Origin of the sequence: Kitasatospora sp. NPDC004669, from assembly GCF_040609455.1 — a bacterium.
Classification (GTDB): domain Bacteria; phylum Actinomycetota; class Actinomycetes; order Streptomycetales; family Streptomycetaceae; genus Kitasatospora.
Window position 1 is genome coordinate 78,792 of sequence record NZ_JBEXKB010000031.1, and the last position, 25,933, is coordinate 104,724.

Annotated in this window: 21 protein-coding genes; 16 read left to right on the top strand and 5 right to left on the bottom strand. The window is 72.4% G+C overall.

Annotation, left to right across the window (positions count from 1 at the left end; genetic code table 11):
• Window positions 1-87: 87 nt before the first annotated feature.
• The 4 genes from ABZW30_RS24810 to ABZW30_RS24825 form a co-directional block, all read right to left on the bottom strand.
• Window positions 88-2,526, bottom strand: a complete 2,439-nt coding sequence (locus ABZW30_RS24810; RefSeq protein WP_355673378.1) for a DUF3488 and transglutaminase-like domain-containing protein — start codon at window positions 2,524-2,526, stop codon at window positions 88-90.
• On the bottom strand, window positions 2,523-3,845 hold the full coding sequence (locus ABZW30_RS24815) for a DUF58 domain-containing protein (protein ID WP_355673379.1): 1,323 nt from the start codon (window positions 3,843-3,845) through the stop codon (window positions 2,523-2,525). The genes ABZW30_RS24810 and ABZW30_RS24815 overlap by 4 nt, the downstream gene beginning before the upstream one ends.
• A gap of 1 nt (window position 3,846) precedes the next feature.
• Window positions 3,847-4,791: a MoxR family ATPase gene (locus ABZW30_RS24820; protein WP_355673399.1), complete on the bottom strand. Its 945-nt coding sequence runs from the start codon at window positions 4,789-4,791 to the stop codon at window positions 3,847-3,849.
• 460 nt (window positions 4,792-5,251) lie between these two features.
• Window positions 5,252-5,794, bottom strand: coding sequence for a carbonic anhydrase (locus ABZW30_RS24825; protein WP_355673380.1), 543 nt, complete (start codon window positions 5,792-5,794; stop codon window positions 5,252-5,254).
• 538 nt (window positions 5,795-6,332) lie between these two features.
• Here ABZW30_RS24825 and rsmH point away from each other — a divergent pair.
• The 16 genes from rsmH (at window position 6,333) to ABZW30_RS24905 (ending at window position 25,066) form a co-directional block, all read left to right on the top strand.
• Window positions 6,333-7,307, top strand: a complete 975-nt coding sequence (gene rsmH, locus ABZW30_RS24830) for a 16S rRNA (cytosine(1402)-N(4))-methyltransferase RsmH (RefSeq protein ID WP_355673381.1) — start codon at window positions 6,333-6,335, stop codon at window positions 7,305-7,307.
• 126 nt (window positions 7,308-7,433) lie between these two features.
• Window positions 7,434-7,955: a cell division protein FtsL gene (locus tag ABZW30_RS24835; protein WP_355673382.1), complete on the top strand. Its 522-nt coding sequence runs from the start codon at window positions 7,434-7,436 to the stop codon at window positions 7,953-7,955.
• A gap of 98 nt (window positions 7,956-8,053) precedes the next feature.
• Window positions 8,054-10,261, top strand: coding sequence for a penicillin-binding transpeptidase domain-containing protein (locus ABZW30_RS24840; protein ID WP_355673383.1), 2,208 nt, complete (start codon window positions 8,054-8,056; stop codon window positions 10,259-10,261).
• 93 nt (window positions 10,262-10,354) lie between these two features.
• Window positions 10,355-11,920 carry a UDP-N-acetylmuramoyl-L-alanyl-D-glutamate--2,6-diaminopimelate ligase gene (locus tag ABZW30_RS24845; protein ID WP_355673384.1) on the top strand — a complete coding sequence of 522 codons (1,566 nt, stop codon included), beginning with the start codon at window positions 10,355-10,357 and terminating at the stop codon, window positions 11,918-11,920.
• The gene (murF, locus tag ABZW30_RS24850; protein WP_355673385.1) at window positions 11,917-13,320 is read left to right on the top strand and encodes a UDP-N-acetylmuramoyl-tripeptide--D-alanyl-D-alanine ligase; all 1,404 of its coding nucleotides are present in this window, start codon (window positions 11,917-11,919) and stop codon (window positions 13,318-13,320) included. Before ABZW30_RS24845 ends, murF begins: the two co-directional genes overlap by 4 nt.
• Window positions 13,320-14,381 (top strand): phospho-N-acetylmuramoyl-pentapeptide-transferase, encoded by a 1,062-nt coding sequence (gene mraY, locus ABZW30_RS24855; RefSeq protein WP_355673400.1) that lies wholly within the window; start codon window positions 13,320-13,322, stop codon window positions 14,379-14,381. Before murF ends, mraY begins: the two co-directional genes overlap by 1 nt.
• Window positions 14,378-15,817 (top strand): UDP-N-acetylmuramoyl-L-alanine--D-glutamate ligase, encoded by a 1,440-nt coding sequence (gene murD, locus ABZW30_RS24860; RefSeq protein ID WP_355673386.1) that lies wholly within the window; start codon window positions 14,378-14,380, stop codon window positions 15,815-15,817. Before mraY ends, murD begins: the two co-directional genes overlap by 4 nt.
• Before the next feature lie 159 nt (window positions 15,818-15,976).
• Entirely contained in the window at window positions 15,977-17,284 is a 1,308-nt protein-coding gene (gene ftsW / locus ABZW30_RS24865; protein ID WP_355673387.1) for a putative lipid II flippase FtsW, read from the top strand.
• Between the two features lie 6 nt (window positions 17,285-17,290).
• Window positions 17,291-18,397 carry an undecaprenyldiphospho-muramoylpentapeptide beta-N-acetylglucosaminyltransferase gene (gene murG / locus ABZW30_RS24870; protein WP_355673388.1) on the top strand — a complete coding sequence of 369 codons (1,107 nt, stop codon included), beginning with the start codon at window positions 17,291-17,293 and terminating at the stop codon, window positions 18,395-18,397.
• On the top strand, window positions 18,390-19,193 hold the full coding sequence (locus ABZW30_RS24875; RefSeq protein WP_355673389.1) for an FtsQ-type POTRA domain-containing protein: 804 nt from the start codon (window positions 18,390-18,392) through the stop codon (window positions 19,191-19,193). Before murG ends, ABZW30_RS24875 begins: the two co-directional genes overlap by 8 nt.
• Before the next feature lie 364 nt (window positions 19,194-19,557).
• Window positions 19,558-20,790 carry a cell division protein FtsZ gene (gene ftsZ, locus ABZW30_RS24880; RefSeq protein ID WP_355673390.1) on the top strand — a complete coding sequence of 411 codons (1,233 nt, stop codon included), beginning with the start codon at window positions 19,558-19,560 and terminating at the stop codon, window positions 20,788-20,790.
• Window positions 20,787-21,518 (top strand): peptidoglycan editing factor PgeF, encoded by a 732-nt coding sequence (gene pgeF, locus ABZW30_RS24885; protein WP_355673391.1) that lies wholly within the window; start codon window positions 20,787-20,789, stop codon window positions 21,516-21,518. The genes ftsZ and pgeF overlap by 4 nt, the downstream gene beginning before the upstream one ends.
• Window positions 21,518-22,327 (top strand): YggS family pyridoxal phosphate-dependent enzyme, encoded by an 810-nt coding sequence (locus ABZW30_RS24890; RefSeq protein WP_355673392.1) that lies wholly within the window; start codon window positions 21,518-21,520, stop codon window positions 22,325-22,327. The genes pgeF and ABZW30_RS24890 overlap by 1 nt, the downstream gene beginning before the upstream one ends.
• Before the next feature lie 302 nt (window positions 22,328-22,629).
• A complete protein-coding gene (sepF, locus tag ABZW30_RS24895; RefSeq protein WP_355673393.1) occupies window positions 22,630-23,238 on the top strand; it encodes a cell division protein SepF in 609 nt (202 codons plus the stop codon).
• A gap of 98 nt (window positions 23,239-23,336) precedes the next feature.
• Entirely contained in the window at window positions 23,337-23,618 is a 282-nt protein-coding gene (locus tag ABZW30_RS24900) for a YggT family protein (protein WP_030282903.1), read from the top strand.
• Between the two features lie 59 nt (window positions 23,619-23,677).
• A complete protein-coding gene (locus ABZW30_RS24905; protein WP_355673394.1) occupies window positions 23,678-25,066 on the top strand; it encodes a DivIVA domain-containing protein in 1,389 nt (462 codons plus the stop codon).
• 360 nt (window positions 25,067-25,426) lie between these two features.
• On the opposite strand, the gene ABZW30_RS24910 is transcribed toward ABZW30_RS24905, so the two are convergent.
• A partial coding sequence (locus tag ABZW30_RS24910) for a DUF5915 domain-containing protein (RefSeq protein WP_355673395.1) occupies window positions 25,427-25,933 on the bottom strand: 507 nt, incomplete at its 5' end.

The window sequence follows — 25,933 nt, forward strand, 5'->3', positions numbered from 1 at the left end:
GTGCCCGGGTCCCCCCCCCCCCGCGGGGGGGGGGGCCCGCCTAACCCCGGCCCGCCCCGGCTGTTCGCCTGCCCTGACCAGGACGGCTCAGGACTCCGGCGTGGACCGCTTGCGCCGGGTGAACACCCGCCGCACCGGGCCGGTGACCGCCTCGACGGCCCGGTCGACCCGCAGGCCGACGGCCGTACGGGCCGCCCGCACCGCGTCCGAGATCCGCCACCACAGCTGCGCCGCGGACGGCGGCAGCAGCAGCGCCCTGGCCCGGCCCATCCGGCCGGCGCCGGCCCGCAGACCGCGCCGGGCGGTACGGACGTCGGCGGCCAGCGGTGCCGTGGTGACCTGCCCGGCCGGGGCGTAGAGCACCCGTTCGGTGGCCAGTGCCAGTCGTCCGGCGGCCGCCGCCGCGTCCGCGTCCAGTTCCGCCTTCTCGGTGATCCGCCGGGCGGCCGAGCGCGGGGTGTGTGACTCGTCCGGGGGAATTCCGAGGTCCCAGGCGGAGTCGATCAGCTCGTCCCAGGCGGCCAGTACCTGGGCGTCGGTCAGCTCGACCGCGCCGTCCCCGCCGGGTCGGCGCCGTCCGGCGCCGCCGAGCCGACGACGGCGCAGGGCCGCGCGCCAGAACATCGGGGCGAGCAGCAGTGCGATCACCACCAGCACCGCGGCCAGGGTGCCGAGCACCTGCGGGGAGAGCAGCCAGGACTGCTCGTCCGCCGTGGCGTCGGCCTTGTTCTTGGAACCGCAGTCGCCCAGCTGGCGCTGCTTGGCGGTGCAGTCCGAGCTGTTGGTCGGCGTCGGGACGGCGGCCGCGCTCGACGCGGCTGCGGTCGCCTGCTGGGTGGGCGCGCCGGTCGGGGCGTTGGACGCCTCCTGGTAGTGGGCCGGGACACCGCGGCTCGGGGTCGGTTCGAAGCGCATCCAGCCGTAGCCGGAGAAGTACAGCTCGGGCCAGGCGTGGTACATCCGGCCGGTGACCGCGTAGACGTTGCCGCCCTTGCTGTCGCCGGGGGTGAAACCGACCGCGACCCGGGACGGGATCTTCAGCACCCGGGCCATCGCCGCCATGGTGGAGGCGAAGTGCACGCAGAAGCCCCGGCGGTCGCGCAGGAAGACCGCGATGGCGTCGCTGCCGGTGCCGCCCGCGACGTCGGTGTCGTAGGTGAACTGCGGGCCGGTGAACCAGTTCACCAGCGCCGTCGCCCGGTCGTAGTCGTTCCGGGCGTTGGCGGTGACGTCCCTGGCCTGCTCGGCCACCATCGGCGGCAGGTCGGCGGGCAGGGCGGTGTAGTGGTCCCGGATGTCCTGCGGGGCGAGCGGCGCGGCGCGCAGCTCGCCGGCGGTGGGCCGAAGGTCCAGCGACGTGACGTGGTAGTGCAGGCCGCGGATCGCCTTGTCGTTGGTCGGCAGCACGGTGCGGGTCAGCGGGTCGAGCTTCCAGTCGCCGCGGTTGGGGACCTGGACGGAGGCGGCCGGGTACGGCATCGGCAGCCAGCTCTTCTCCAGCCGGTCGCTGACCTGGAAGTCGCCCTCGATCCGGGGGACGTTGGTGGTGCGCAGGCCCTCGGGGGAGGGCAGGGTGGCCGGAAGGTCGCTGACGACGGGGCTGCTGAGCTTCCAGTTGGTGCCGTCGAACTGGTCCAGCGAGCCGGTGCGCAGGTAGATCTGGTCGGCCAGGTCGCTGTCCAGGGTGTAGGTGAGCAGCTCGGAGTTGCTCGGCTTGGTGATCGCGGCCTCCAGGCTGACCAGCGGGTCGAGGCTGGTCGACACACTGCCCGCGGTGCCCTTGCCGGAGGAGCCGCCGGAGTCGGAGTCCAGCAGCCCCAGGTCCCAGCGCGGCAGGAAGACCGGCAGCAGCAGCGCCAGCGCCAGCGCCAGGACGCCGACCTGCTGGCCGCCCGGGCTGACCCGGCTGGAGTCGACCGTGCCGCGCGCGCCGCCGCGGAAGACCCGGCCCCAGCGGGAGACCCGGTCCTGGCCCTCGGCGAACAGCAGCACCAGGTAGCCGGCCGCGGCCAGGCCGAACCAGACCCAGCTGCCGTGATCCCCGGCCAGGATGTTGCCGATCGAGTACAGAGTCAGCAGCGGCAGCCCGGCCAGCGCCGAGCGCCGGTAGGTCACCGCGACGGTGTCCACCAGGACGGAGATCAGGCCGACGGAGGAGACCAGGATCAGCCGCAGCCCGGCGGTGGGCGGTGCCGGGATGGCGTACTGCTTGATGTCGTCGATGCCGGAGGAGAAGACCTGGCCGAGCACCCGCATCGCGTTCGGGCCGGGCAGCACGCCGCCGGTCATCCCGGAGCCGGCGAAGCCGATCAGTATCAGCAGGAGCAGCACCAGCAGCTGCGCGACCGGCACCGTCCAGCGGTACAGCGGGGAGCGGCGCAGGCCCGCGCCGACCGCCGCGATCACGGCGATCACCAGGAAGGCGTGGGTGAGCCAGCTCCGGGTGGTGAGCAGCGGGAGCATGCACAGCGAGGCGAGGGCGGTGGCCAGCGCCGAGTAAACGGTCAGTTTGGCCCGGGTGGTCACGCGCCGGCCTCTTCTCGGTAGGGGGCGGTGGTCTTCGCGCCGTCGGCGGCCCGCCACAGGTCCGGTACGGAGTCCCCGGCGCGTACCGGCAGGACCGTCCAGCCGGCCTCGCGCAGCTTCCGGACCCGGTTGCGGAACTCGTCGCCGCCGGTGTTCGGGGCGAGCATCCGCAGGCCGGTCCAGGTGCCGGTGTCGAGCAGGAAGGCGATCGCCCCGCCGGTACGGCTGCGCAGCCGGGCCAGCCGGGCGGTCTGCGTCTCGTCCAGCTCACCGAGGACGGCGACCAGCAGGCCCTCACCACCGGCCCGCAGCGGCTCCTCGGCGCGGGAGAGCCCGCCGCCGTCGGAGAGGTCGGCGACCGCGAGGGCGTCCAGGATCAGCCCGGAGGTGTCGGCGGCGATGTTGCTGCCGCCGGTGCCGGGCCCGGGCACCCACTGGCCGGTGTCGGTCAGCAGCTGGGTCTGGTAGCCGCGCTCCAGCAGGTGCACGGCGACCGAGGCGGCGCAGCTGACCGCCCACTCGAAGGAGGAGGCCGGGCCGCTGCCGCGGTGGCCGACCTCGCGGGTGTCCAGCAGGACGGTGGCCCGGGCCTTCTGCGGCTGCTCCTCGCGGCGCACCATCAGCTCGCCGTACCGGGCGGTGGAGCGCCAGTGCACCCGGCGCAGGTCGTCGCCCGGCCGGTACTCGCGCAGGATCACGTCGTCGTCCCCGGCCAGCGCCAGGGTTCGGGTGTGGCTCTCGCCCTGGCCGTTCCACTCACCGCTGAGCCGGACGTGCGGCAGCGCCTGGACCTGCGGGACGACGGTGAGCACGTCGGAGGCGGTGAAGGCGCGGTCGACCTCGCACATTCCGAACGGGTCGGACAGCCGCAGGTGCAGCGGCCCGAGCGGGTAGCGGCCGCGCAGGTCGGAGCGGACCCGGTAGGAGACCTCGCGGAAGCCGCGCGGCTCGACCCTGTCCAGCACGAAGCGCGGGCGCGGCCCGAGCACGTACGGGACCTTGTCCTCCAGGAGCAGCAGCCCGGTGGGCACCCGGGAGACGTTGTCGACCCGGAGGTGGACCCGGGCCTCCTGGCCGGCGATCGCCCGGTGCGGGCTGAGCCGGCGGCCGCTGGCCACCCGGTAGCGGGTGTTGGCGACCACCAGGGCGGCGGCCAGCGGCAGCGCGGCGAGCAGCACGCCGACCCGCAGCAGGGCGTCCTGGTTGAGCAGGTAGGCGCAGACCACCGCGGTCAGTCCGGCCGCGAGGAAGGAGCGGCCCCGGGTGGTGAGGCCGCGCAGTCCGGCCCGCAGTCCGCCCGTCGGATCCGATGAGGCCACCTCAGCCCCTCCGGACGGCCGGGCCGCCCTGCGGACGCGGCAGCGGCAGCCGGGCGACCAGGTCGGCCACGATCTGCTCGGAGGTACGGCGGCTGAGTTGGGTCTCGGCGGTCGGCATCAGGCGGTGCGCGAGGACCGGGACGGCCAGGCGCTGGATGTCGTCCGGGGTGACGTAGTCGCGCCCGTCCAGCGCGGCGGCGGCGCGGGCGGCCCGGACCAGGTGCAGGGTGGCGCGCGGCGAGGCGCCCAGGCGCAGCTCGGGGCTGGTGCGGGTGGCGGCGACGAGGTCGACGGCGTAGCGGCGGACCGGGTCGGCGATGTGGACGGTGCGGACCAGGTCGACCAGCTTGAGGATGTCCGCGGCGTGCGCGACCGGCTGGAGGTCGGCCAGCGGGTTGGCGCCGGCGTGCACGTCGAGCATCGCGAACTCGGCCTCGGGGCTGGGGTATCCGATCGAGATCCGGGCCATGAAGCGGTCCCGCTGGGCCTCCGGGAGGGGGTAGGTGCCCTCCATCTCGACCGGGTTCTGGGTGGCGACGACCATGAACGGCGAGGGCAGCTCGTAGCTGGTGCCGTCGATGGTGACCTGGCGCTCCTCCATGGACTCCAGCAGCGCGGACTGGGTCTTGGGCGAGGCGCGGTTGATCTCGTCGCCGACCACGATCTGGGCGAAGATCGCGCCCGGGCGGAACTCGAAGTCGTGCCGCTGCTGGTCGTAGATGTTGGTGCCGGTGACGTCCGAGGGCAGCAGGTCGGGGGTGAACTGGATGCGGCGCACCGTGCAGTCGACCGAGCGGGCGAGCGCCTTGGCCAGCATGGTCTTGCCGACGCCGGGCACGTCCTCCAGCAGCAGGTGGCCCTCGGCGAGCAGGACGGTCAGGGCGATCCGGACGGCCTCCGGCTTGCCCTCGATCACGCTCTCGATGTTGGCGCGGACGCGGTCCACGACCGCGGCGAGCTCGGGGAGCCCGACCTGGTGGTACCCGTTCGCCCTCTGTTCGCCCCCCGCAGGACTGCCGAGACCGGCCTGATCGTTGTAGCTCGTCACCCGTTTACGCTCCCTGGCACCCTGTGCCCGCCTCACCCGAGGCCGGACCCCACCCCATGCTTGACGCGGCCGTCCCGGAGGCGGTTCCGACGGCGGATCCGGCGCCGGGGTGGCGGCCTGCGGCCCGGCCGCCCCAGGTGGTTCGGGGTCCGACCGGCAGGCGCATTCTCCCCCGCCCGGTGGCCAGAAGTCACCATTCGGCCTTCCCCGAATGCCCGGACGCTGCGACTCGCCCGCTCGCCTCCGGGCGCTCCTGACCCGACGCCGATGGTCGGCGCTCCCTCGCTCCTCCCTTTCGGCGTCGGCGCGCCCTTCGGCTCGGGGTGGGGCCGGGCGGGGCCCCGTGAGCGGGCGGGTGTCAGGCGATCTCGCGCAGGAGTCCGGTGTGGACGTCGAAGACGAAGCCGCGGACGTCGTCGGTGTGCAGCAGGAACGGGGAGGTGCGCACCCGCTGCATGGACTGGCGGACGTCGCCGTCCAGGTCGACGAAGGCCTCCACCGCCCACTGCGGGCGCTGGCCGACCTCCAGTTCCAGCTCGCGGCGGAAGTCCTCGGTCAGCCCGAGCAGGCCGCAGCCGGTGTGGTGGATCAGCGCGATCGAGCGGGTGCCGAGGGCGCGCTGGCTGATGGTCAGGGAGCGGATGGTGTCGTCGGTGACGACGCCGCCCGCGTTGCGGATGACGTGGGCGTCGCCCAGTTCGAGGCCGAGCGCCGCGAACAGGTCGAGGCGGGCGTCCATGCAGGCCACCACGGCGATCTTCTGCACCGGGCGGGCGTCCATGCCGCCGTCCCGGAAGGTCACCGCGTACTCGCGGTTGGCCGTCACGAAACGGTCGATGATGGTGGGTCGGGTGGTGTCGGCAGCGGCGTTCGGCGTGGGCCGGTCGGGAGTCACTGTCATGGTGGCGACGTTAGTGCGATTCAGTGGTCCGCGGTGGGGTGAGGAGCTACAGAACGGGCCGTTGTGATCGAGCGCATAGCGACAAGGGGAGGGTTTGTCCGGGCTGGTCCCGGAGTGGGTTCGTACCCGGTCGCTCGACGGGGCGCGCGGCGCTCGTGGAACCTCCCCGCCCGGTGCCTTCGCCGGACCGCGTCGACGGCCGCGACCTGCGGTGATCCGTACCGCCGCCCGGGTGGTGCGCCGGAGCGGACCGTTGACTGCCGAGGCCCGCGCGATAGAGTTGCGGCGCAGTGGAGCACACCCGCCGGAGCCCGTCAACCGGGCCTCGCCGGCCGGTGTGGCCCGGTCGATGCGGCTCGTGGCCTCCACCCGCTCCGTGCCCACCTGGCGCACCTTCCCCGGCGCCGGGCGGTCACGACCTTCCCCTAGAGCGGGCGGGGACCACGGGCCGCGTCGTCGTGCCGGGGGACGGTGGGCGAGAATGGTCGGAGCTCCCGGACGTCGGGCTGCTCCGCACCGAGGAAGGGCGCCACCGCGCATGACCACCAATGAGCCGGGTCCCAAGCATGTTCCGGTGATGCTTCAGCGGTGCATGGACGCGCTGGCCCCGGCGATCTCGCGGCCCGGTGCCGTGGTGGTGGACGCCACCCTCGGCCTCGGCGGGCACAGCGAGGCGCTGCTGACCCAGTTCCCGGAGGTCCGGCTGGTCGCGGTGGATCGTGACCCGCAGGCGCTGAAGCTGTCCGGCGAGCGGCTGGCCCGGTTCGGTGACCGGGCCACCCTGGTGCACGCGGTGTACGACGAGATCCCCGAGGTGCTGGAGCGCCTGGGCATCGACCGGGTGGACGGGATCCTGTTCGACCTCGGCGTCTCCTCGATGCAGCTGGACGAGGCCGACCGCGGCTTCGCGTACGCGCAGGACGCGCCGCTGGACATGCGGATGGACCAGACCCGGGGGATCAGCGCGGCGGAGGTGCTGAACACCTACAGCCACGGAGACCTGGCCCGGATCCTCAAGGTCTACGGCGAGGAGCGGTTCGCCGGGAAGATCGCCTCGGTCATCGTGCGGGAGCGGGCCAAGGAACCGTTCAGCAACAGCGCGCGTCTGGTCGAGTTGGTGCGCAACGCCATTCCGGCGGCGACCCGCCGGACCGGCGGGAACCCGGCCAAGCGGACGTTCCAGGCGCTGCGGATCGAGGTCAACGGCGAGCTGGAGGTCCTGGACCGGGCGATCCCGGGGGCGCTGGACGCCCTGGCGCTGGGCGGCCGGATCGTCGTGATGTCGTACCAGTCGCTGGAGGACCGGCTGGTGAAGCAGTACTTCGCCGCAGGGGCGACCAGCACCGCCCCGCCGGGGCTCCCGTTCATCCCGGAGGAGCACCAGCCCTGGCTCAAATTGATCACCCGCGGTGCCGAGCTGGCCACCGAGCAGGAGATCGAGGAGAACCGGCGCGCCGCGCCCGTACGGCTGCGGGTGGCGGAGAGGATCAGGGACCGAAGCAAGCGGGGCTGAGTCCCGGCGGGGTCCGAAGGGCGGAGGAAAGCGGTGGGGCCGGTGGCCGGTGAGGTCCGGGCGGGGCGGGGAGGACTCCCCGGGCAGGGCAGGGCGCGCATCACGGTCCGACCGGGGCGACGCCCCGTGCGGGGGCGCACACCGTTCGCGGTGCTCGTGGTGATGCTGCTGGCCGGCGGCTTGTTCGGGCTGCTCGCGCTGAACACCGCGCTCAACGAGGGTTCCTTCGAGCTGTCCCGGCTGCAGAAGCAGACCACCAAGGCGACCGACGAGCAGCAGAGCCTCCAGCACGAGATCGACCAGAGCTCGGCCCCGGACGCGCTGGCCAAGCGGGCCGCCGAGCTGGGCATGGTCCCGGCCGGGGGGATGGCCTTCCTGGACGTGCCGAACGGCGGCAAGGTGGTCGGCACGCCCGGACCGGTGCAGGACAGCCCGCCGGTGAAGCGGTCGACGGTCGCGCCGTGGCCGATGAAGGCCTCACCGGGCGCGCAGGGCACCCCGGCGCCCTCGGCACAGCCCACCGCCCAGCCGACCACCCCGGCGGCCGCAACGCCGGTGCCGACTCCGGCGGCCTCGGCCGGTGACGCGGTGATCCAGCTCAATCCGGTCTCGCCCGCGCCCGGGCAGAGTGGGGGTGGCAACCGGTGACGACTCCACGTCAGCCGTCGGGCTCGGGCTCCGGTTCGGGCCGCCGTCAGCCGCCGCGCAGCGGTGCCCCGCGCCCCGCCGCAGGCCGGAGCCAGCCCTTGAAGGGGCAGCCCGCAAAGGGTCAGAGCGCAAAGGGTCAGAGCGCTCGCAGCCAGCCCACCAAGGCCCAGCCCGCCAAGGCTCAGCCGTCCAAGGCCCAGCCCGCGCGCAACCAGTCGGCGAAGGCCCAGCCCGCCAAGGCTCAGCCGTCCAAGGCCCAGCCCGCGCGCAACCAGTCGGCCAAGGCCCAGCCCGCCAAGCCCGCCACCACCCGTACCCCGCGCGCGCCGCAGCAGCGCCGCCCCGAGGGTCGTCCCCCGGCCCGCAGCCAGGCGGCGGTGCGGCCGCGCCCGAAGACCCGCCCGCCGCAGCGCCCCAAGGCGCTGAAGCTGGCCGAGCCGAAGCGCCGGCTGCGGGTGATCACCGTGGTGCTGTCCCTGGTGTTCTCCGTCTTCGCCGGGCGCCTGGTGCAGCTCCAGCTGGTGGACGCCGACGCGCTGGCCGCGGACGCCAACACCAACCGCTACCTGAACATCCCGATCACCGCCGAGCGCGGCTCGATAACGTCCTCCGACGGGGTCGCGCTGGCAGCGACCGTGGACGCGTACGACATCACCGCCGACCCGGCGATGTTCACCCCGGAAGCGACCGGCATCCCGGACGCGCCGGAACAGGCGGCCGCCCTGCTGTCGCCGATCCTCGGCGCGTCCAAGGAGAAGCTCGCCGCCGACCTGCACACCCCCAAGACCCGCTACAAGCGGCTCGCCGCCCAGCAGACCCCGGCCGCCAAGAACCAGATCAGCGATCTGAAGTCGACCCTGGAACGGCAGGCCGGTTCGCGCACCTGCCAGGCCCAGAGGAAGCTGCTCGGCAAGCCCGCCGACCAGGGCGGACGCACCCGGGTGGACACCGAGTGCGCCAACCCGCTGGCCGGCGTCTTCAACCGGGAGACCCAGAAGCGGATCTACCCGGCGGACGGGCTGGCCGCCAACCTGGTCGGCTTCGTCAACGGCGAGGGCGAGGGCGCCGGCGGACTGGAGCTGCAGTACCAGAAGATGCTGGCCGGCAAGGACGGCCGTAGCAGCTACGCCCAGGCGGGCGGGCGGCTGGTGCCCACCGCCGGGGGCTCGATGGACGCGGCCGTGCCCGGCAGCGACGTCAAGCTGACCATCAACCGGGACATCCAGTGGGCGGCCCAGAAGGCGATCACCGACCAGGTGGCGAACTCCGGCGCGGAGAAGGGCTACGTGGTGGTCCAGGACGTGAAGACCGGCCAGGTCCTCGCGATGGCCACCGCGCCCGGTTTCAACCCCAACGACCTGAGCCTCTCCAAGCAGTCCCAGATGGGCAACCCCGCCCTGGTCGACGCGTACGAGCCGGGCAGCACCGCCAAGCTGATGAGCCTGGCCGCCGTCCTGGACTCCGGCAAGGCCAACTGGGACACCAAGGTCACCGTGCCGAACCGGCTGGTCCGGGCCGGCCAGCAGTTCAAGGACGACGTCGAGCACGGCGACTGGTACCTGACCCTGGCCGGGGTGCTGGCCAAGTCCTCGAACATCGGCACCATCGAGGCGATCGAGACCCTGGGTGGCGGCGACCAGCTGAAGGCCAACCAGGCGCTGGACGGCTACATGCGCAAGTTCGGCGTGGCCCAGCCGACCGGCCTGAACTTCCCCGGGGAGACCCCCGGGATGCTCAAGAAGCCGGAGGACCTGGTCGCCTCGGAGAAGTACAACATCTCCTTCGGCCAGGGCCCGCTGCAGATGAACGCCCTGCAGGCCACCTCGGTGTACTCGACCATCGCCAACGGCGGGGTCCGGGTCGCGCCCAGCATCGTCCAGGGCACCACCGGGCCGGACGGCAAGTTCACCCCGACCCCGCCGGGCGAGCAGACCCGGGTGGTCAGCGAGCAGACCGCCAAGACCCTCACCTCGATGCTGGAGTCGGTCGTCGACGACGAGCAGGGCACCGGCGGCAAGGCCGCCATCCCCGGCTACCGGATCGCCGGCAAGACCGGTACCGCCAACCGGGGGGCCGCCAACGGGGTCGGCTACGACGGCTACACCGCCTCCTTCATCGGCTTCGCCCCCGCCGACGCCCCCCGGTACACCGTCTCCTGTACCCTCCAGGGCCCGGTCAACGGCCACTTCGGCGGCCAGCTGTGCGGACCGGTGTTCAAGCAGGTGATGGAGTTCACCCTGAAGACCATGCAGGTCCCGCCGAGCGGCAGCCAGGCGCCCAACCTGCCCGTCGAGTGGAAGCCGTGAGCGCACATGAGCAACCAGCGGGCCGGTGTACCCGGCGACGCCGAGAAGGCCCGGTTTGGCCCTGGGCACCCTTCGGCGGATAGCCTTCCCGCCGTGCCGAAACCCGATCAAACCACCGTGAGTCCGCCCCGCCCGACCGGGACCGCCGCCCTGCCGCTCGCCGAACTGGCCGCTCAGCTGGGCCTGCCGCCCGTCGAGGGCGGTGCCGTCACCGGCGTCACCCACGACTCCCGCGCGGTGCGCCCGGGCGACGTGTACGTGGCCTTCCCGGGCGCCAACCACCACGGCGCGGCCTTCGCGGCCAAGGCCGCGGACGCCGGCGCGGTGGCCGTGCTCACCGACCCGGCGGGCGCCGAGCTGGCCGCCCCCACCGGTCTGCCGCTGCTGGTCGTCGACCGGCCGCGGGCCCGGATGGGCGAGCTGGCCGCGATCGTCTACGGCCGCCCGTCCGAGCGGCTGCTGATGATCGGGCTGACCGGCACCAACGGCAAGACCACCACCTCGTACCTGGTCGAGGGCGGTCTGCGCGGCGCCGGGCGCAACCCCGGCGTGATCGGCACCGTGGAGATGCGGGTCGGCGAGGAGCGGATCAAGAGCGAGCGCACCACCCCCGAGGCCACCGACCTGCACGCGATCCTCGGCGTGATGTCCGAGCGCGGCGCGGACGCGGTGACCATGGAGGTCTCCAGCCACGCCCTGGTCTTCGGCCGCACCGACGGGGTGGCGTACGACGTCGCGCTGTTCAACAACCTCACCCCCGAGCACCTCGACTTCCACCCGGACATGGAGGACTACTTCCAGGCGAAGGCCCGGCTCTTCCAGCCCGGCAAGTCCCGCCGTGGTGTGGTCAACCTGGACGACGAGTACGGCCGCCGGCTGGTCGCCGAGGCGAAGATCCCGGTGACCACCTTCTCCGCCACCGGCGCCGCCGAGGCCGACTGGCGGGCCGTGGACGTCCAGCTCGGCCCGGCCGGCTCCACCTTCCGGGTGCTCGGCCCGGACGGCGCCCAGGCGGACGCCTCCGTCCCGCTGCCCGGCCCGTTCAACGTCTCCAACGCGCTGGCCGCGATCACCGTTCTGGTCGCCGCCGGGCTGCCGCTGGAGCGGGCCGTGGCCGGCGTCGCCGCCGTCCCCGGGGTGCCGGGCCGACTGGAACGGGTGGACGCCGGACAGCCCTTCGTCGCGGTCGTGGACTACGCCCACAAGCCGGACGCCCTGCAGGCCGTCCTCGCCTCGCTCCGCGAGGTCACCAAGGGCCGGCTGCACGTGGTCGTCGGCTGCGGCGGCGACCGCGACCCGCACAAGCGCGGCCCGATGGGCGCCATCGCCGCCCGCCTCGCCGACACCGCCCTGCTGACCAGCGACAACCCGCGCAGTGAGGACCCGCTGGCGATCCTCGCCAGCATGCTGACCGGCGCCGCCGCGGTGCCCGAGGCCGAGCGCGGGGCCGTCCTGGTCGTCCCCGACCGGGCCGAGGCGATCCAGCTCGCGGTCGCCCGCGCCCAGGCGGGGGACACCGTGCTGGTGGCCGGCAAGGGCCACGAGCTCGGCCAGTACGTACGAGACGAGATCCGCCCCTTCGACGACCGGGAGGTACTGCGCGAATCCATCACGCAGACCACGGCCGCCCGGGGCGACCGAGGAGTAGAGCAGCAGTGATCGCACTGACCCTCGCCGAGGTGGCCGCCGCGGTCGGCGGCACCCTGGACGGCGCGGACCCGGACGTCCTGGTCACCGGCCCGGTCGAGGTCGACTCGCGGAAGGTGTGCCCCGGCGGCCTGTTCGCGGCCTTCGTCGGCGAGCACGTGGACGGCCACGACTACGCCGTTACGGCGGTCGAGGCCGGCGCCGTCGCGGTGCTGGCCTCCCGCCCGGTCGGCGTGCCCGCCGTCCTGGTCGACAGCGTGGTGGACGCGCTCGGCAAGCTGGCCCGCACCGTGGTCGCCCGCGCCCAGGGCACCGCCGTGGTCGCGCTGACCGGTTCGGCCGGCAAGACCAGCACCAAGGACCTGATCGCCCAGCTGCTCCAGCGCCACGGCGAGACCGTCTTCCCGCCCGGCTCGCTCAACAACGAGATCGGCCACCCGATGACCGCGCTGCGGGTCGAGGCCGGTACCCGGCACCTGGTCATGGAGATGGGCGCCCGGCACAAGGGCGACATCGAGTACCTCACCTCGATCACCCCGCCCCGGATCGGCCTGGTGCTCAACGTCGGCACCGCCCACGTCGGCGAGTTCGGCTCCCAGGAGGCGATCGCCGAGGCCAAGGGCGAGCTGGTCGAGGCACTGCCCGCCGAGGGCGCCGCGATCCTCAACGCGGACGACCGGCTGGTGCGCGCGATGGCCTCCCGGACCAGGGCGAAGGTGGTCTACTTCGGGGAGTCCCCGGAGGCCCACGTCCGGGCCACGGACGTTCGCCTGGACGCCACCGGACGGCCATCGTTCACGCTCACCACCCCGGCCGGTTCCGCTCCCGTGCAACTGCGCCTGTACGGTGAGCACCACGTCTCGAACGCCCTCGCCGCCGCCGCGGTGGCGATGGAGCTCGGGATGACCGTCGACGACACCGCGGCAGCCCTGGGCGAGGCGGGTGCGCTGTCCCGCTGGCGCATGGAGGTCGTCGACCGGGCCGATGGTGTCACCGTCGTCAACGACGCCTACAACGCGAACCCCGACTCGATGCGGGCCGCGCTGCGGGCGCTGGTCTCGATGGGCGGCCGCGGTCCGGAGCGCCGCCGCACCTGGGCGGTGCTCGGCGAGATGCGGGAGCTCGGCGAGGACAGCCTGGCCGAGCACGATGCCATCGGGCGGCTCGCCGTCCGGCTGGACGTCACCAAGCTGGTGGCGGTCGGCGGACGCGAGGCGGCCTGCATGGAACTCGGCGCGAGGAACGAAGGTTCGTGGGGTGAGGAGTCGGTGCTGGTGTCCGACGCGGACGCGGCGGTCGAGCTGCTGCGCAGTCAGCTGCGGCCGGGGGATGTGGTCCTGGTGAAGGCGTCCCGTTCGGTGGGGTTGGAGAAGGTGGCCGAGGCCCTCCTGGCGGACGGTGCTGCCCGATGATGAAGCAGATCCTCTTCTCCGGGATGATCGGCCTGATCCTCTCGCTGGTCGGCACGCCCGCGCTGATCAAGCTGCTCGCCCGGCAGGGCTACGGCCAGTACATCCGCGACGACGGCCCCAAGGCGCACCACAGCAAGAAGGGCACGCCCACCATGGGCGGCATCGCCTTCATCCTGGCGACCCTGATCGCGTACTTCGGGACGAAGGCGATAACGGGCGATACCCCGACCGCCTCCGGGCTGCTGGTGCTCTTCCTGACCGCGGGCCTCGGCCTGGTCGGCTTCCTGGACGACTACATCAAGGTGGTCAAGCGCCGCTCGCTGGGCCTGCGGGCCAAGGCGAAGCTGGCCGGCCAGTCCATCGTCGGCCTGGTGTTCGCCGTCCTGGCGCTGCAGTTCCACGACGACCGCGGGCTCAGCCCGGCCTCCCAGTCGCTGTCCTTCGTGCGCGACTTCAAGTGGTCGATCGGCCCGGTGCTGTTCGTCATCTTCGCCTACTTCATGATCGCGGCGACCTCCAACGGCGTGAACCTCACGGACGGTCTGGACGGCCTCGCCACCGGTGCCTCGGTGATGGCCTTCGGCGCCTACACCTTCATCGGTGTCTGGGAGTACACGCAGAGCTGCGCCTACTTCATCTCCGCCACCGGCGCGTGCTACGACGTCCGTGACCCCCTGGACCTCGCGGTCGTGGCGTCAGCCCTGATGGGCTCCTGCTTCGGATTCCTCTGGTGGAACACCTCGCCCGCGAAGATCTTCATGGGTGACACCGGCTCGCTGGCCCTCGGCGGCGCCCTGGCCGGTCTGGCGATCTGCTCCCGCACCGAGCTGCTGCTGATCCTGCTCGGCGGCCTCTTCATGATCATCACCCTCTCGGTGATCATCCAGGTCGGCTCCTTCCGGATGACCGGCAAGCGCGTCTTCAAGATGGCACCACTGCAGCACCACTTCGAACTCAAGGGCTGGAGCGAGGTCCTGGTCGTGGTCCGCTTCTGGATCATCCAGGGTCTGTGCGTGGCCGTCGGCCTCGGCCTCTTCTACGCGGGATACCGGACCGGATGACGAACCCTGACTTCAAGAACCTGCCCGTGGTGGTCGCCGGTCTCGGCGTCTCGGGCATCAGCGCCGCGCGCGTCCTGAACGGGCTCGGCGCGAGCGTCACCGTGGTCGACGGCGGCAGCGGCGAGGGCCTCAAGGCCCGCGCCGCCGAGCTGGAGGCGCTGGGCGTCGCGGTGCGCCTCGGCGACGGCGCGAGCCTGCCCGAGGGCACCAGGCTGATCGTCACCTCGCCCGGCTGGGCCCCCGACAGCCCGCTGTTCGCCGCCGCCGAGGCGGCCGGAGTCCCGGTCTGGGGCGACGTCGAGCTCGCCTGGCGGCTGCGCAAGCCGCTGCCGGGCACCGGCGAGCCCGCCCCCTGGCTGGCGGTCACCGGCACCAACGGCAAGACCACCACCGTCCAGATGCTCGCCTCGATCCTCACCGCGGCCGGCAAGCGCACCGCCGCCGTCGGCAACGTCGGGGTCTCGGTGCTGGACGCGGTGCTCGCCGAGGAGCCGTACGACGTGCTCGCCGTCGAGCTCTCCAGCTACCAGCTGCACTGGGCGCCCTCGCTGCGCCCGTACTCGGCCGCGGTCCTCAACCTGGCACCCGACCACCTCGACTGGCACGGCTCGATGGAGGCGTACGCGGCCGACAAGGGCCGGATCTACGAGGGCAACGTGGTCGCCTGCGTGTACAACCTGGCCGACCCGGCCACCGAGGCGCTGGTCCGCGAGGCCGACGTCGAGGAGGGCTGCCGGGCGATCGGCTTCGGCCTCGGCGCGCCGAGCCCGTCGAACTTCGGCGTGGTGGACGGTCTGCTGGTGGACCGCGCCTTCGTCGAGGACCGGACCAAGAACGCGGCCGAGCTGGGCGCCGTCGAGGACGTCAACCCGCCGGCCCCGCACAACATCGCCAACGCGCTCGCCGCGGCGGCGCTGGCGCGGGCCTACGGGGTCGAGCCGAAGGCCGTCCGGGAGGGCCTGCGGGCGTTCCGCCCGGACGCCCACCGGATCGCCGAGGTCGGCGTGGTCCGCGAGGTCACGTACATCGACGACTCCAAGGCCACCAACACCCACGCCGCGGCCGCCTCGCTGGCCGCCTACCGGCCGATCGTCTGGATCGCCGGCGGCCTGGCCAAGGGCGCGACCTTCGACGACCTGGTCCAGGGCGCGGCCGAGCGGCTGCGCGCGGTCGTGCTGATCGGCCAGGACCGGGCGCTGATCCGCGAGGCGCTGGAGCGACACGCTCCGGATGTGCCGGTGATCGAGGCGGCCGAGGGCCAGACTGGCGCGGTGGCGATGACCGAGGTGGTTCGCGCAGCCGCGTCGCTCGCCCGATCGGGTGACACCGTGCTGCTGGCCCCGGCCTGCGCCTCGATGGACATGTTCACCAACTACGGCGAGCGCGGCGACCTGTTCGCGGCGGCCGTCCGGGCGCTGGCGAACCTCGGGGAGTGACTCAGGGAGTGAGTTGAAGGGCCGCGCCGACGACCGTCGGCGTTGGGTCAGAGCGGCCCGGAGACGAACGAGCCGTAGAGAACGGAGCGGGGAGCGGTGGCGGGGCAGGGCAGGGCGGATTCCGGCGTTGGGAAGCAGGACGCCGCCGAGCCGTGGCGAGTGATATCCGCCACCACGACCAAGTACAAGTCGGCCGGTCCGCTGGGCCGTCTGCAGGCCTTCCGGGCCCGCGTACGGTACTGGCTGGACCGGCCGCTCACACCGTACCTGCTGGTCGTCGGCACCACGCTGCTGCTGGTGGTGCTGGGCCTGATGATGGTCTTCTCGGCCTCGCAGATCCTGGCCCTGAACCAGCACCACACGGCGCAGTACTACTTCCTCAAGCAACTGATCGCGGCCATCCTCGGCCTGGTCATGTTGGTCGGCTTCGCCTCCGTTCCGGTGGCGGTGCTGCGGGTGATCGTCTACCCGGTGATGTTCGGGGTGATCGGCGCGCTCGCGCTGGTCGCCGTGCCCGGCATCGGGGTGCGGATCAACGGCAACCAGAACTGGCTGGACTTCGGGTTCTTCCAGTTCCAGCCCTCCGAGTTCGCCAAGCTCGCGCTGGTGCTCTGGGGCGCCGACCTGCTCGCCCGCAAGCAGAAGGCCGGCACCCTCACCTCGTGGAAGCACCTGCTGGTGCCGCTGGTGCCGGGCGCCCTGCTGCTGCTCGCGCTGATCATGATCGGCGGCGACATGGGCACCTCGATGATCCTGGTGGCCATGGTGTTCGCGCTGCTCTGGATGGTCGGCGCGCCGCTGCGGCTGTTCGTGGCCACCCTCGGGGTGGCCGTCGTGGTCTGTACCGCCCTGGTGATCACCGTCCCGCACCGGGCCGAGCGCCTGGGCTGCATCGGCGTCACCAAGCTCGACCCGGAAGGCGCCTGCTTCCAGGCCCTGCACGGCGTGTACTCGTTCGCGCTCGGCGGCGGCTTCGGCACCGGCCTCGGCGCGGGCGTGGAGAAGTGGGGCCAGTTGCCCGAGGCGCACACCGACTTCATCTTCGCCGCGACCGGCGAGGAACTGGGCCTGGTGGGGACGCTGTCGGTGATCGGCCTCTTCGCGGCACTAGGCTACGCGGGTATCCGTGTGGCCATCGGCACGAAGGACCCCTTCGTCAGGTACGCCGCGGGAGCCGCCACCACCTGGATCATGGCGCAGGCCATGATCAACCTGGGGTCGGCGCTGGGACTGCTGCCCATCGCGGGCGTCCCGCTCCCGCTGTTCTCCTACGGCGGTTCCGCCATGCTGTCGGCCATGTCCGCGATCGGAGTGCTGCTGTGCCTGGCACGCAGCTCCTCCGGCGCGAAGGCGGCCCTGGCCGCCCGGAGCAAGAACTCCCGGATCAGGAAGCGACTGGCCCGGGTGCTGCCACGACGACGAACCACAGCGCGCCCGGCCCCCGGGCCGGCACGCAGGGAGCGGTGAATTTCGGTGCATGTCGTACTCGCCGGCGGGGGGACCGCCGGTCACATCGAGCCGGCCATGGCCCTCGCGGACGCCCTCCGCAGGCACGACCCGTCCATCGGGATCACCGCCCTGGGCACCGAGCGCGGTCTGGAGACCCGGCTGGTGCCCGAGCGCGGCTACCAGCTGGAGCTCATCCCAGCCGTCCCGCTGCCGCGCAAGCCCACCCCCGAGCTGATCACCGTCCCCGGCCGACTGCGGGGCACCGTCCGGGCCGCCCAGGAGATCATCGAGCGGGTCAACGCCGATGCCGTGGTCGGCTTCGGCGGCTACGTCTCGATGCCCGCCTACCTGGCCGCCAAGCGGGCCGGGGTGCCGATCGTGGTGCACGAGGCCAACGCCCGCCCGGGCCTGGCCAACAAGATCGGCGCCCGCTACACCGACTTCGTCGCCGTCTCCACCCCGGACAGCAAGCTGCGCGACTCCCGGTACATCGGCATCCCGCTGCGCCGGACCATCGCCACCCTGGACCGCAACGCCACCCGGCCGGAGGCCCGCCAGTACTTCGGCCTCGACCAGCGGCTGCCCACCCTGCTGGTCTCCGGCGGTTCCCAGGGCGCGCGCCGGCTGAACGAGACCGTCACCGCGATCGCCCCGCGGCTGCAGCAGTACGGTGTGCAGATCCTGCACGCGGTCGGTCCGAAGAACGAGCTGCCGCAGGTCGCGGACGTCCCCGGGATGCCGCCGTACCGCCCGGTGCCGTACATCGACCGGATGGACCTCGCCTACGCCGCCGCCGACCTGATGCTCTGCCGGGCCGGCGCCATGACGGTCGCCGAGCTGGCCGCGGTCGGCCTGCCCGCCGCCTTCGTGCCGCTGCCGATCGGCAACGGCGAGCAGCGGCTGAACGCCCAGCCGATGGTCAAGGCCGGCGGCGGTCTGCTGGTGGACGACGCCGAGCTGACCCCGGACTGGGTGCTGCAGAACGTGCTGCCGGTGCTCACCGACCCGCAGCGGCTCTGGGACATGAGCCGGGCCGCGGCCGAGTTCGGCCGCCGGGACGCCGACGACCTGCTGGTCGGCATGGTGTACGAGGCGATCCAGGCCCACCGGGGCGGTCGCCGTCGTGGCTGACGGTCGGCTCGCCGACCCTTCCCCGGCCTCCCGCCGGGGGTACCCCCAGGAGGATGAGTTCGGAGACGAGGAGTCCGCTCCCCGCCTCCGGCTCTCCCGGCGGGGCATCGTGGTGCTGAGCGTGCTCGTCGCCGCGGTGCTGGGCGGGTTGGCCTGGCTGGTGTTCTACTCCTCGGTGCTGGACGTGCGCGATGTCGCCGTCCAGGGCACCACCGACGAGAAGCTGACGTCGGAGCAGGTCCGCGAGGCGGTCGGCGGGCTGGCCGGCGGCCCGCTGGCCCGGGTGGACCTGGCCGAGGTCGAGCACCGGGTGGAGGCGATCCCCCGGGTGGCCAAGGCGGAGGTGTGGCGGGGCTGGCCGCACACCCTGCAGGTCAAGGTGGTGCAGCGGACGGCCGTGGCCGCCGTCAAGGGGGACGACGGCCAGTTCACCCAGATGGATGCCGCCGGAGTGAGCTTCGCCACCGAGGCGGCCCCGCCGGCGGGCGTGCCGGTGGTGGAGCTGCGGCTCAGTCAGCAGGCCAAGGACGTGGACGGGGTGATCTCCCGGGCACAGCTGGTGCAGGGCGCGGTGGCGGTGGCCGCCGGGCTTCCGCCGGAGATCGCCAAGCGGGCCGGATCGGTCCTCGTGCACTCGTACGATGACATCGAACTGCAGCTCAGCGGGGGTGCGACGGTGCGCTGGGGCAGCCCGGAGAAGAACGACCGCAAGGCCCGGGTGCTGCAGGCGTTGATGGCCCAGAAGGGCACCAACTTCGACGTGACTGCGCCGGAGGCTCCGGCGGTGTCCGGGTGATCCGCTAGATTCTGTGCCCGGGGGAGGGGTTGACGCCTCGAAGTGTCGGCCCGACCCTTGGTGGTCACCCCGGTTTCCATTGCCGGCCGATGATCACATAGGCTCAAAAGAAAAAGGGAAGCTCGGCGTGTTCGTTGAAACACGTGCCCGGAGCCACCTAGTGTCCTGTGTCACCAGACTGTGTCCCCTGGTGATGTGACGGAGGCACAGGACTAACCCTAAAGGTCAAGTTTAGGGTTGGGGTCGGCGGTCGGCATTTCGGACATTAAGTCAGAAACCAGGCTCCCTACCCATCGACATCCGTCGGTACGACCCCTCGCCCGGGTCGGGCCGACCCGGAAATTCGAGGCGAGAGGCCTTCGACGTGGCAGCACCGCAGAACTACCTCGCAGTCATCAAGGTCGTCGGTATCGGCGGCGGTGGTGTCAACGCCATCAACCGGATGATCGAGGTCGGTCTCAAGGGCGTCGAGTTCATCGCGATCAACACCGATGCGCAGGCCCTCCTCATGAGCGACGCCGACGTCAAGCTCGATGTGGGCCGTGAACTCACCCGGGGCCTCGGCGCCGGCGCCAATCCCGAGGTCGGCCGCAAGGCCGCCGAGGACCACCGAGAGGAGATCGAGGAGGTCCTCAAGGGGGCCGACATGGTCTTCGTGACCGCCGGTGAGGGCGGTGGCACGGGCACGGGCGGCGCGCCCGTCGTCGCCAACATCGCCCGATCGCTGGGCGCCCTGACCATCGGCGTGGTCACCCGCCCCTTCACCTTCGAGGGCCGTCGCCGGGCCAACCAGGCCGAGGACGGCATCGCCGCCCTGCGCGAAGAGGTCGACACCCTCATCGTGATCCCGAACGACCGACTGCTGTCCATCTCGGACCGCCAGGTCAGCGTGCTCGACGCGTTCCGCTCGGCGGACCAGGTCCTGCTCTCCGGCGTCCAGGGCATCACCGATCTGATCACCACCCCGGGTCTGATCAACCTCGACTTCGCCGACGTCAAGTCCGTCATGTCGGACGCCGGCTCGGCTCTCATGGGCATCGGCTCGGCCCGTGGCGAGGACCGCGCCAAGGCGGCCGCCGTGATGGCGATCTCCTCGCCGCTGCTGGAGGCCTCGATCGACGGCGCCCGCGGCGTGCTGCTGTCCATCTCGGGCGGCTCCGACCTCGGTCTGTTCGAGATCAACGAGTCGGCCCAGCTGGTCAGCGAGGCCGCCCACCCCGAGGCCAACATCATCTTCGGTGCGGTCATCGACGACGCGCTCGGCGACGAGGTGCGGGTCACCGTCATCGCGGCGGGCTTCGACGGCGGTCAGCCGCCGGCGATCGTCCGCGACCCGGTGGTGAAGTCCACCGCCCCCGCCGCCCCGGCGACCCCGCCGGCCGCCCCGGAGCGCCCGGCCGGCCGGCCGTCGTACGGGAGCATCGGTTCGGTGACGTCCCGTTCGGAGGGGGAGGCCCCGGCCGCCCCGGCCCGTTCGGCCGAGACCCCGGCCACCACGACCGCCGCCGCCCCGGTGCCGCCGCAGGTGCAGCCGGCCCGGCAGCCGTTCGTGGAGAGCCCGGCCGAGGAGCTCGACGTCCCGGACTTCCTTAAGTGATCGATCGCGCGGTACACGCGGGTGCTCACTTCGCCTTCACCGACCGGTGGGGCGGGGTGAGCACTTCGCCGTACGGGGAGCTCAACCTCGGCGGCGCGGTGGGGGACGACCCGGAGGCCGTCCGGGAGAACCGGGCGATCGCCGCCCGGGAGCTGGGGCTGGACCCGGCCGACGTGGTCTGGATGAACCAGGTGCACGGCGCCGAGGTCGCCGTGGTGACGGAGCGCCAGCCGCTGGGGGAGGCCCCCACGGTGGACGCGGTGGTCACCGACCGGCCGCTCGCGCTCGCGGTGCTGACCGCGGACTGCACCCCGGTGCTGCTGGCGGATCCGGTGGCGGGCGTGGTGGGCGCGGCCCACGCGGGCCGGCCCGGGCTGGCGGCCGGGGTGGTGCCCGCGGTCGTCAGGGCGATGGTCGAACTGGGGGCCGAGCCGGCGCGGATCACCGCCGCCAGCGGCCCCGCGGTCTGCGGCCGCTGCTACGAGGTGCCTGCCGGACTGCGCGCCGAGGTCGCCGAGGTGGTTCCGGCGGCCTTCGCCGAGACCTCGTGGGGGACCCCGGCGCTGGACGTGCCGGAGGGGGTCGCGGCACAACTGGCCGCGGCGGGGGTCACCCGGCTGGTGCGATCACCGGTCTGCACCCTCGAATCCGCCGATCACTTCTCCTATCGCCGCGAGCGGCGCACGGGTCGGCTCGCGAGCTACGTCTGGTTGGGCTCTGATCACTGATGACGAACGACATCTTCGGACCGTTCCCGGGCGGACCCGGCCCTTTCTTCCCTGATGAGGGCTGGCTGAAGGCTCTGACGGAGGGCCAGCGGGCCCGGTACGAGGAGCTGGGCACCAACCTCGACGTGGTCGAGCGCCGGATCGCGGACGCCTGTGCGGCTGTCGGACGTCCGCGCGAGGACGTCACCCTGATCGTCGTCACCAAGACCTACCCGGCCGAGGACACCGCGCTGCTGGCCGGACTGGGTGTGACGGATGTCGCGGAGAACCGCGACCAGGACGCCGGGCCCAAGGCGGAGCAGTGCAGAAACCTTCCTCTCGCCTGGCACTTCGTCGGACAGCTGCAGACCAACAAGGTCCGCTCGGTCGTCCGGTACGCGAACCACGTGCACTCGGTGGACCGGCTGCGGCTGGTCGAGTCGCTCTCGGCGGCGGTGCTCAAGTCCGAGCGGCCTGAGCTGGGCTGCCTGGTGCAGGTGGCGCTGGACAAGGAGCACGGCGAGGGTGGGCACCGGGCCGGGGTCGCCCCCGAGGACGTCGCGGAACTCACCGACGCGATCGCCGACACGCCCGGGCTGCGGCTGGACGGTGTGATGGCCGTCGCCCCGCTGGCCGGTCCGCTGGCCGGCGACCCGGCCCGTGCCTTCGACCGGCTGGCGGAAATCGCAACCGCCGTACGGGCGGCCCATCCTGCTGCCACCATGGTCTCCGCAGGGATGAGTGGTGACCTTGAGCAGGCGATTGCCGCCGGGGCGACACATGTGCGCGTCGGAACGGCGGTACTCGGAGTGAGGTCACCCCTCGGGTAACGTCACCGGGTAAGTAGATCAGACTGCAGGACAAAATAGGACAGAAACTAGCAGCTTTCCGAAGCGCTAGCCAACCGTGGATCGCAGCTCCGCGGCCCCACCCACGAACTCTGACGGCGCGTCGCCTTGACGGGCCGTCGTGGGCGGAACCGCGGGATCCGCAGGCAGGGCCGCCCGGCCTGGCCGCCGGGGCGTAGCAGGTCCCACGGAGCGAGCGGAGCGAGCGACCATCAGAAGGTGCGCGTTTCGCGAATCAGCCACCGAGCTCCAGCGAGGTGGCCATGAGCGGAGGAGACAGGAGCATGGCCGGCGCAATGCGCAAGATGGCGGTCTACCTCGGCCTCGTGGAGGACGAGACGTACGACGGCCAGGGGTACGACCCCGACGACGACTACGACGCGGACCCCGAGCCGATCCGTACCGGGCAGCGGACCGAGGACATTCCCCGGCCGGCCGCCGCCGCAGCACCTGCTCCGGTCCCCTCGATCACCCCGCAGCCGGTCCCGGCGGCGGTGCCGATCCGGCAGGAGACCCCGAGGATGGCCCCCGTGTCGTCCATCACACCCGAACGCCGCCACAACCTGGAGAAGAGCGCCCCGGTGATCATGCCCAAGGTAGTGAACGAACGAGAGCCCTACCGCATCACCACGCTGCACCCGCGGACCTACAACGAGGCCCGTACCATCGGGGAACAGTTCCGCGGCGGTACCCCTGTGATCATGAATCTGACCGAGATGGACGACACTGATGCGAAGCGGCTCGTAGACTTCGCCGCTGGACTCGTCTTCGGTCTGCACGGCAGTATCGAGCGCGTGACGCAGAAGGTGTTCCTGCTGTCGCCTGCTAACGTCGATGTCACGGCGGAGGACAAGGCTCGGATCGCCGAGGGTGGGTTCTTCAACCAGAGCTGACCCGGCCACGACTTTACGTGTGGATCTGATCAACAGTGGTTGGCGACAGGTGACGAGCGGCAGGCCCTAGGGCCCGGGACCGGGGAGAGGGAAACGCGATGGACATCGTGTGGGCGGTGCTCTACTACGCCCTGACCGTCTTCCTGGTGTTCCTGCTCGTGCGACTGGTCATGGACTGGGTCTTCCAGTTCGCGCGTTCGTGGCGGCCCGGCAAGGCCATGGTCCTGGTCCTGGAGGCCACGTACACTGTCACGGATCCGCCGCTCAAGCTTCTTCGGCGGTTCATTCCGCCGTTGCGTTTCGGGGGCGTGGCGCTCGACCTGTCTTTCTTCGTACTGATGATCATTGTGTATGTCCTGATCTCGCTTGTGCACCCCTAGTCGTAGGTGAGCGATGCGACAGGATGCCGGTGTGCCGACGATCACGTTGAGGTGAAGAGATGCCATTGACCCCCGAGGACGTTCGGAACAAGCAGTTCACGACCGTCCGCCTGCGTGAAGGCTATGACGAGGACGAGGTCGATGCCTTCCTCGACGAGGTCGAGGCGGAGCTGACCCGCCTCCTCCGGGAGAACGAGGACCTGCGGGCCAAGCTGGCCGCCGCGACTCGCGCTGCCGCGCAGAACCAGGCCAACATGCGGAAGGAGCCGCCGCAGGACGCGCCGCGTGCGGCCGCGCCCGTCCCGGCCGCCATATCCGGCCCGCCGGTCCCCGGCCAGCAGGGTCCGGGTGGTCCGCAGCAGATGGGCCCCGGTGTTCCGCAGCAGATGGGCCCGGGTGGTCCCCAGCAGCAGATGGGCCCCGGCGGCCCGCAGCAGCAGATGGGGAACCAGCCGCTCGGCCTGCCCTCCGGCGCTCCGCAGCTCCCGGCCGGTCCGGGTGGTCCCCAGCAGATGGGCGGCCCGCAGCAGCAGATGAACCAGACCATGGGCGGCCAGCAGCAGCTGGTCCAGCCGATGGGCGGTCAGATGCTCCAGCCCATGGGCGGTCCCGGTGGCCCGCAGCAGATGGGCAACCCGATGGGCCAGGGCATGGGCCAGGGCATGGGCCAGGGCATGGGCCAGCAGCAGATGCAGCCGATGGGCGGCCCCATGGGCGGCCCGCAGCCGATGGGTGGCCCCATGGGCGGCCCGATGCAGCAGCAGGGCCCCGGCGGCGACAGCGCCGCGCGTGTGCTGGCGCTCGCCCAGCAGACCGCTGACCAGGCGATCTCCGAGGCCCGTTCCGAGGCCAACAAGATCGTCGGCGAGGCGCGCAGCCGTGCCGAGGGTCTGGAGCGCGACGCGCGTGCCAAGGCCGACGCCCTGGAGCGGGACGCGCAGGAGAAGCACCGCGTCGCGATGGGGTCGCTGGAGTCCGCGCGGGCCACGCTGGAGCGCAAGGTCGAGGACCTGCGGGCGTTCGAGCGTGAGTACCGGACGCGCCTGAAGTCGTACCTGGAGACCCAGCTGCGTCAGCTGGAGTCGCAGGCCGACGACTCGCTCGCCCCGCCGCGGATCCCCGCCACCGCGTCGCTGCCGCCGGCGGCCTCGTCGATGGCTCCTACCGGTGCCGGTGCGATGACCTCCGGTGCGCCGTCCTTCGGTGGGAACCAGCCGTCGTTCGGTGGCAGCTCGCCGTCGTTCGGTGGGCAGAGCTCCTTCGGCGGGAACGTGCCGGCGCCGAGCTTCGGTGGGCAGGCTGCCGGTGGCAACAGCGGTGCTCCGCAGATGCAGCCGGCCGGGATGACCCAGCCGATGGCGGCCGTCCGGCCGCAGCCGCCGCAGCCGATGCAGCAGGCTCCGGCGCCGATGCGGGGCTTCCTGATCGACGAGGACGGCGACAACTGAGGTTGTAGCCCGGCTCTTGGGGCGTCCCCTTTCCGACCTTCGGGTCGGGGAGGGGACGCTCTTTTTGTGTCGGGAGCGCGGGAGGGGGCGGGGGAGGGCTTGCGGGTGCGGGAGGGGGGCTTCCGCTGCGCGCAGTTCCCCGCGCCCGTGTTCGGGGCGCGGGGAAGGAGGAGGGGAAGAGGGGGGAGCGCGAGGGAGGGCGGGGGAAAGAGCGTGCGGGGAAGGGGAGGGGCGCGAGAAGAGGGGGAGCGCGGGGGCCGGGAGGACGGGCGCGCGGGGGAAGGCCGTCGGGGGATGGGGGCGGAAAACGCGGAACCGCCGCCCGGCTCGGGAGCTGGGCGGCGGTTCCGGTGGGGTCGGTCAGGCCTTGCGGAGCTGGAAGGTCAGGCCGAGGGACTCGTCGGTGAAGGTTTCGGAGGTCCAGTCGGCCGCGCCGGCGGCGAAGTCGGTGGCGAGGACCTCTTCGGCGACGAGGGGGCCGTGTTCGGCGATGGCCTCGGCGGTCTCCTCGGTGGCGGCGCGCCAGCGCAGGACGATGCGGTCGGCGACGTCCAGGCCGGAGTTCTTGCGGGCCTCCTGGATCTGGCGGATGGCGTCGCGGGCGATGCCGAGGCGCTTGAGCTCCGGGGTGATGGCCAGGTCGAGGGCGACGGTGGCGCCGGACTCGTTGGCGACGGCCCAGCCCTCGCGCGGGGTCTCGGTGATGATGACCTCGTCGGGGGACAGGGTGATCGTCTCGCCGTCGAGCTGGACGCCGGTCTCGCCGTCGGCGCGCAGTTCGGCGGCCAGGCGGGCGGCGTCGGCGGCGGCGACGGCCTTGGCGACGTCCTGCACGCCCTTGCCGAAGCGCTTGCCCAGCGCGCGGAA

Bases quoted from the DNA above. Each gene is read 5' to 3' on its own strand.
- ABZW30_RS24825 (WP_355673380.1), bottom strand. From the start codon at position 5,794: ATGACAGTGACTCCCGACCGGCCCACGCCGAACGCCGCTGCCGACACC.
- rsmH (WP_355673381.1), top strand. From the start codon at position 6,333: ATGACCACCAATGAGCCGGGTCCCAAGCATGTTCCGGTGATGCTTCAG.
- mraY (WP_355673400.1), top strand. From the start codon at position 13,320: ATGAAGCAGATCCTCTTCTCCGGGATGATCGGCCTGATCCTCTCGCTG.
- murD (WP_355673386.1), top strand. From the start codon at position 14,378: ATGACGAACCCTGACTTCAAGAACCTGCCCGTGGTGGTCGCCGGTCTC.
- ABZW30_RS24890 (WP_355673392.1), top strand. From the start codon at position 21,518: ATGACGAACGACATCTTCGGACCGTTCCCGGGCGGACCCGGCCCTTTC.
- sepF (WP_355673393.1), top strand. From the start codon at position 22,630: ATGGCCGGCGCAATGCGCAAGATGGCGGTCTACCTCGGCCTCGTGGAG.
- ABZW30_RS24900 (WP_030282903.1), top strand. From the start codon at position 23,337: ATGGACATCGTGTGGGCGGTGCTCTACTACGCCCTGACCGTCTTCCTG.
- ABZW30_RS24905 (WP_355673394.1), top strand. From the start codon at position 23,678: ATGCCATTGACCCCCGAGGACGTTCGGAACAAGCAGTTCACGACCGTC.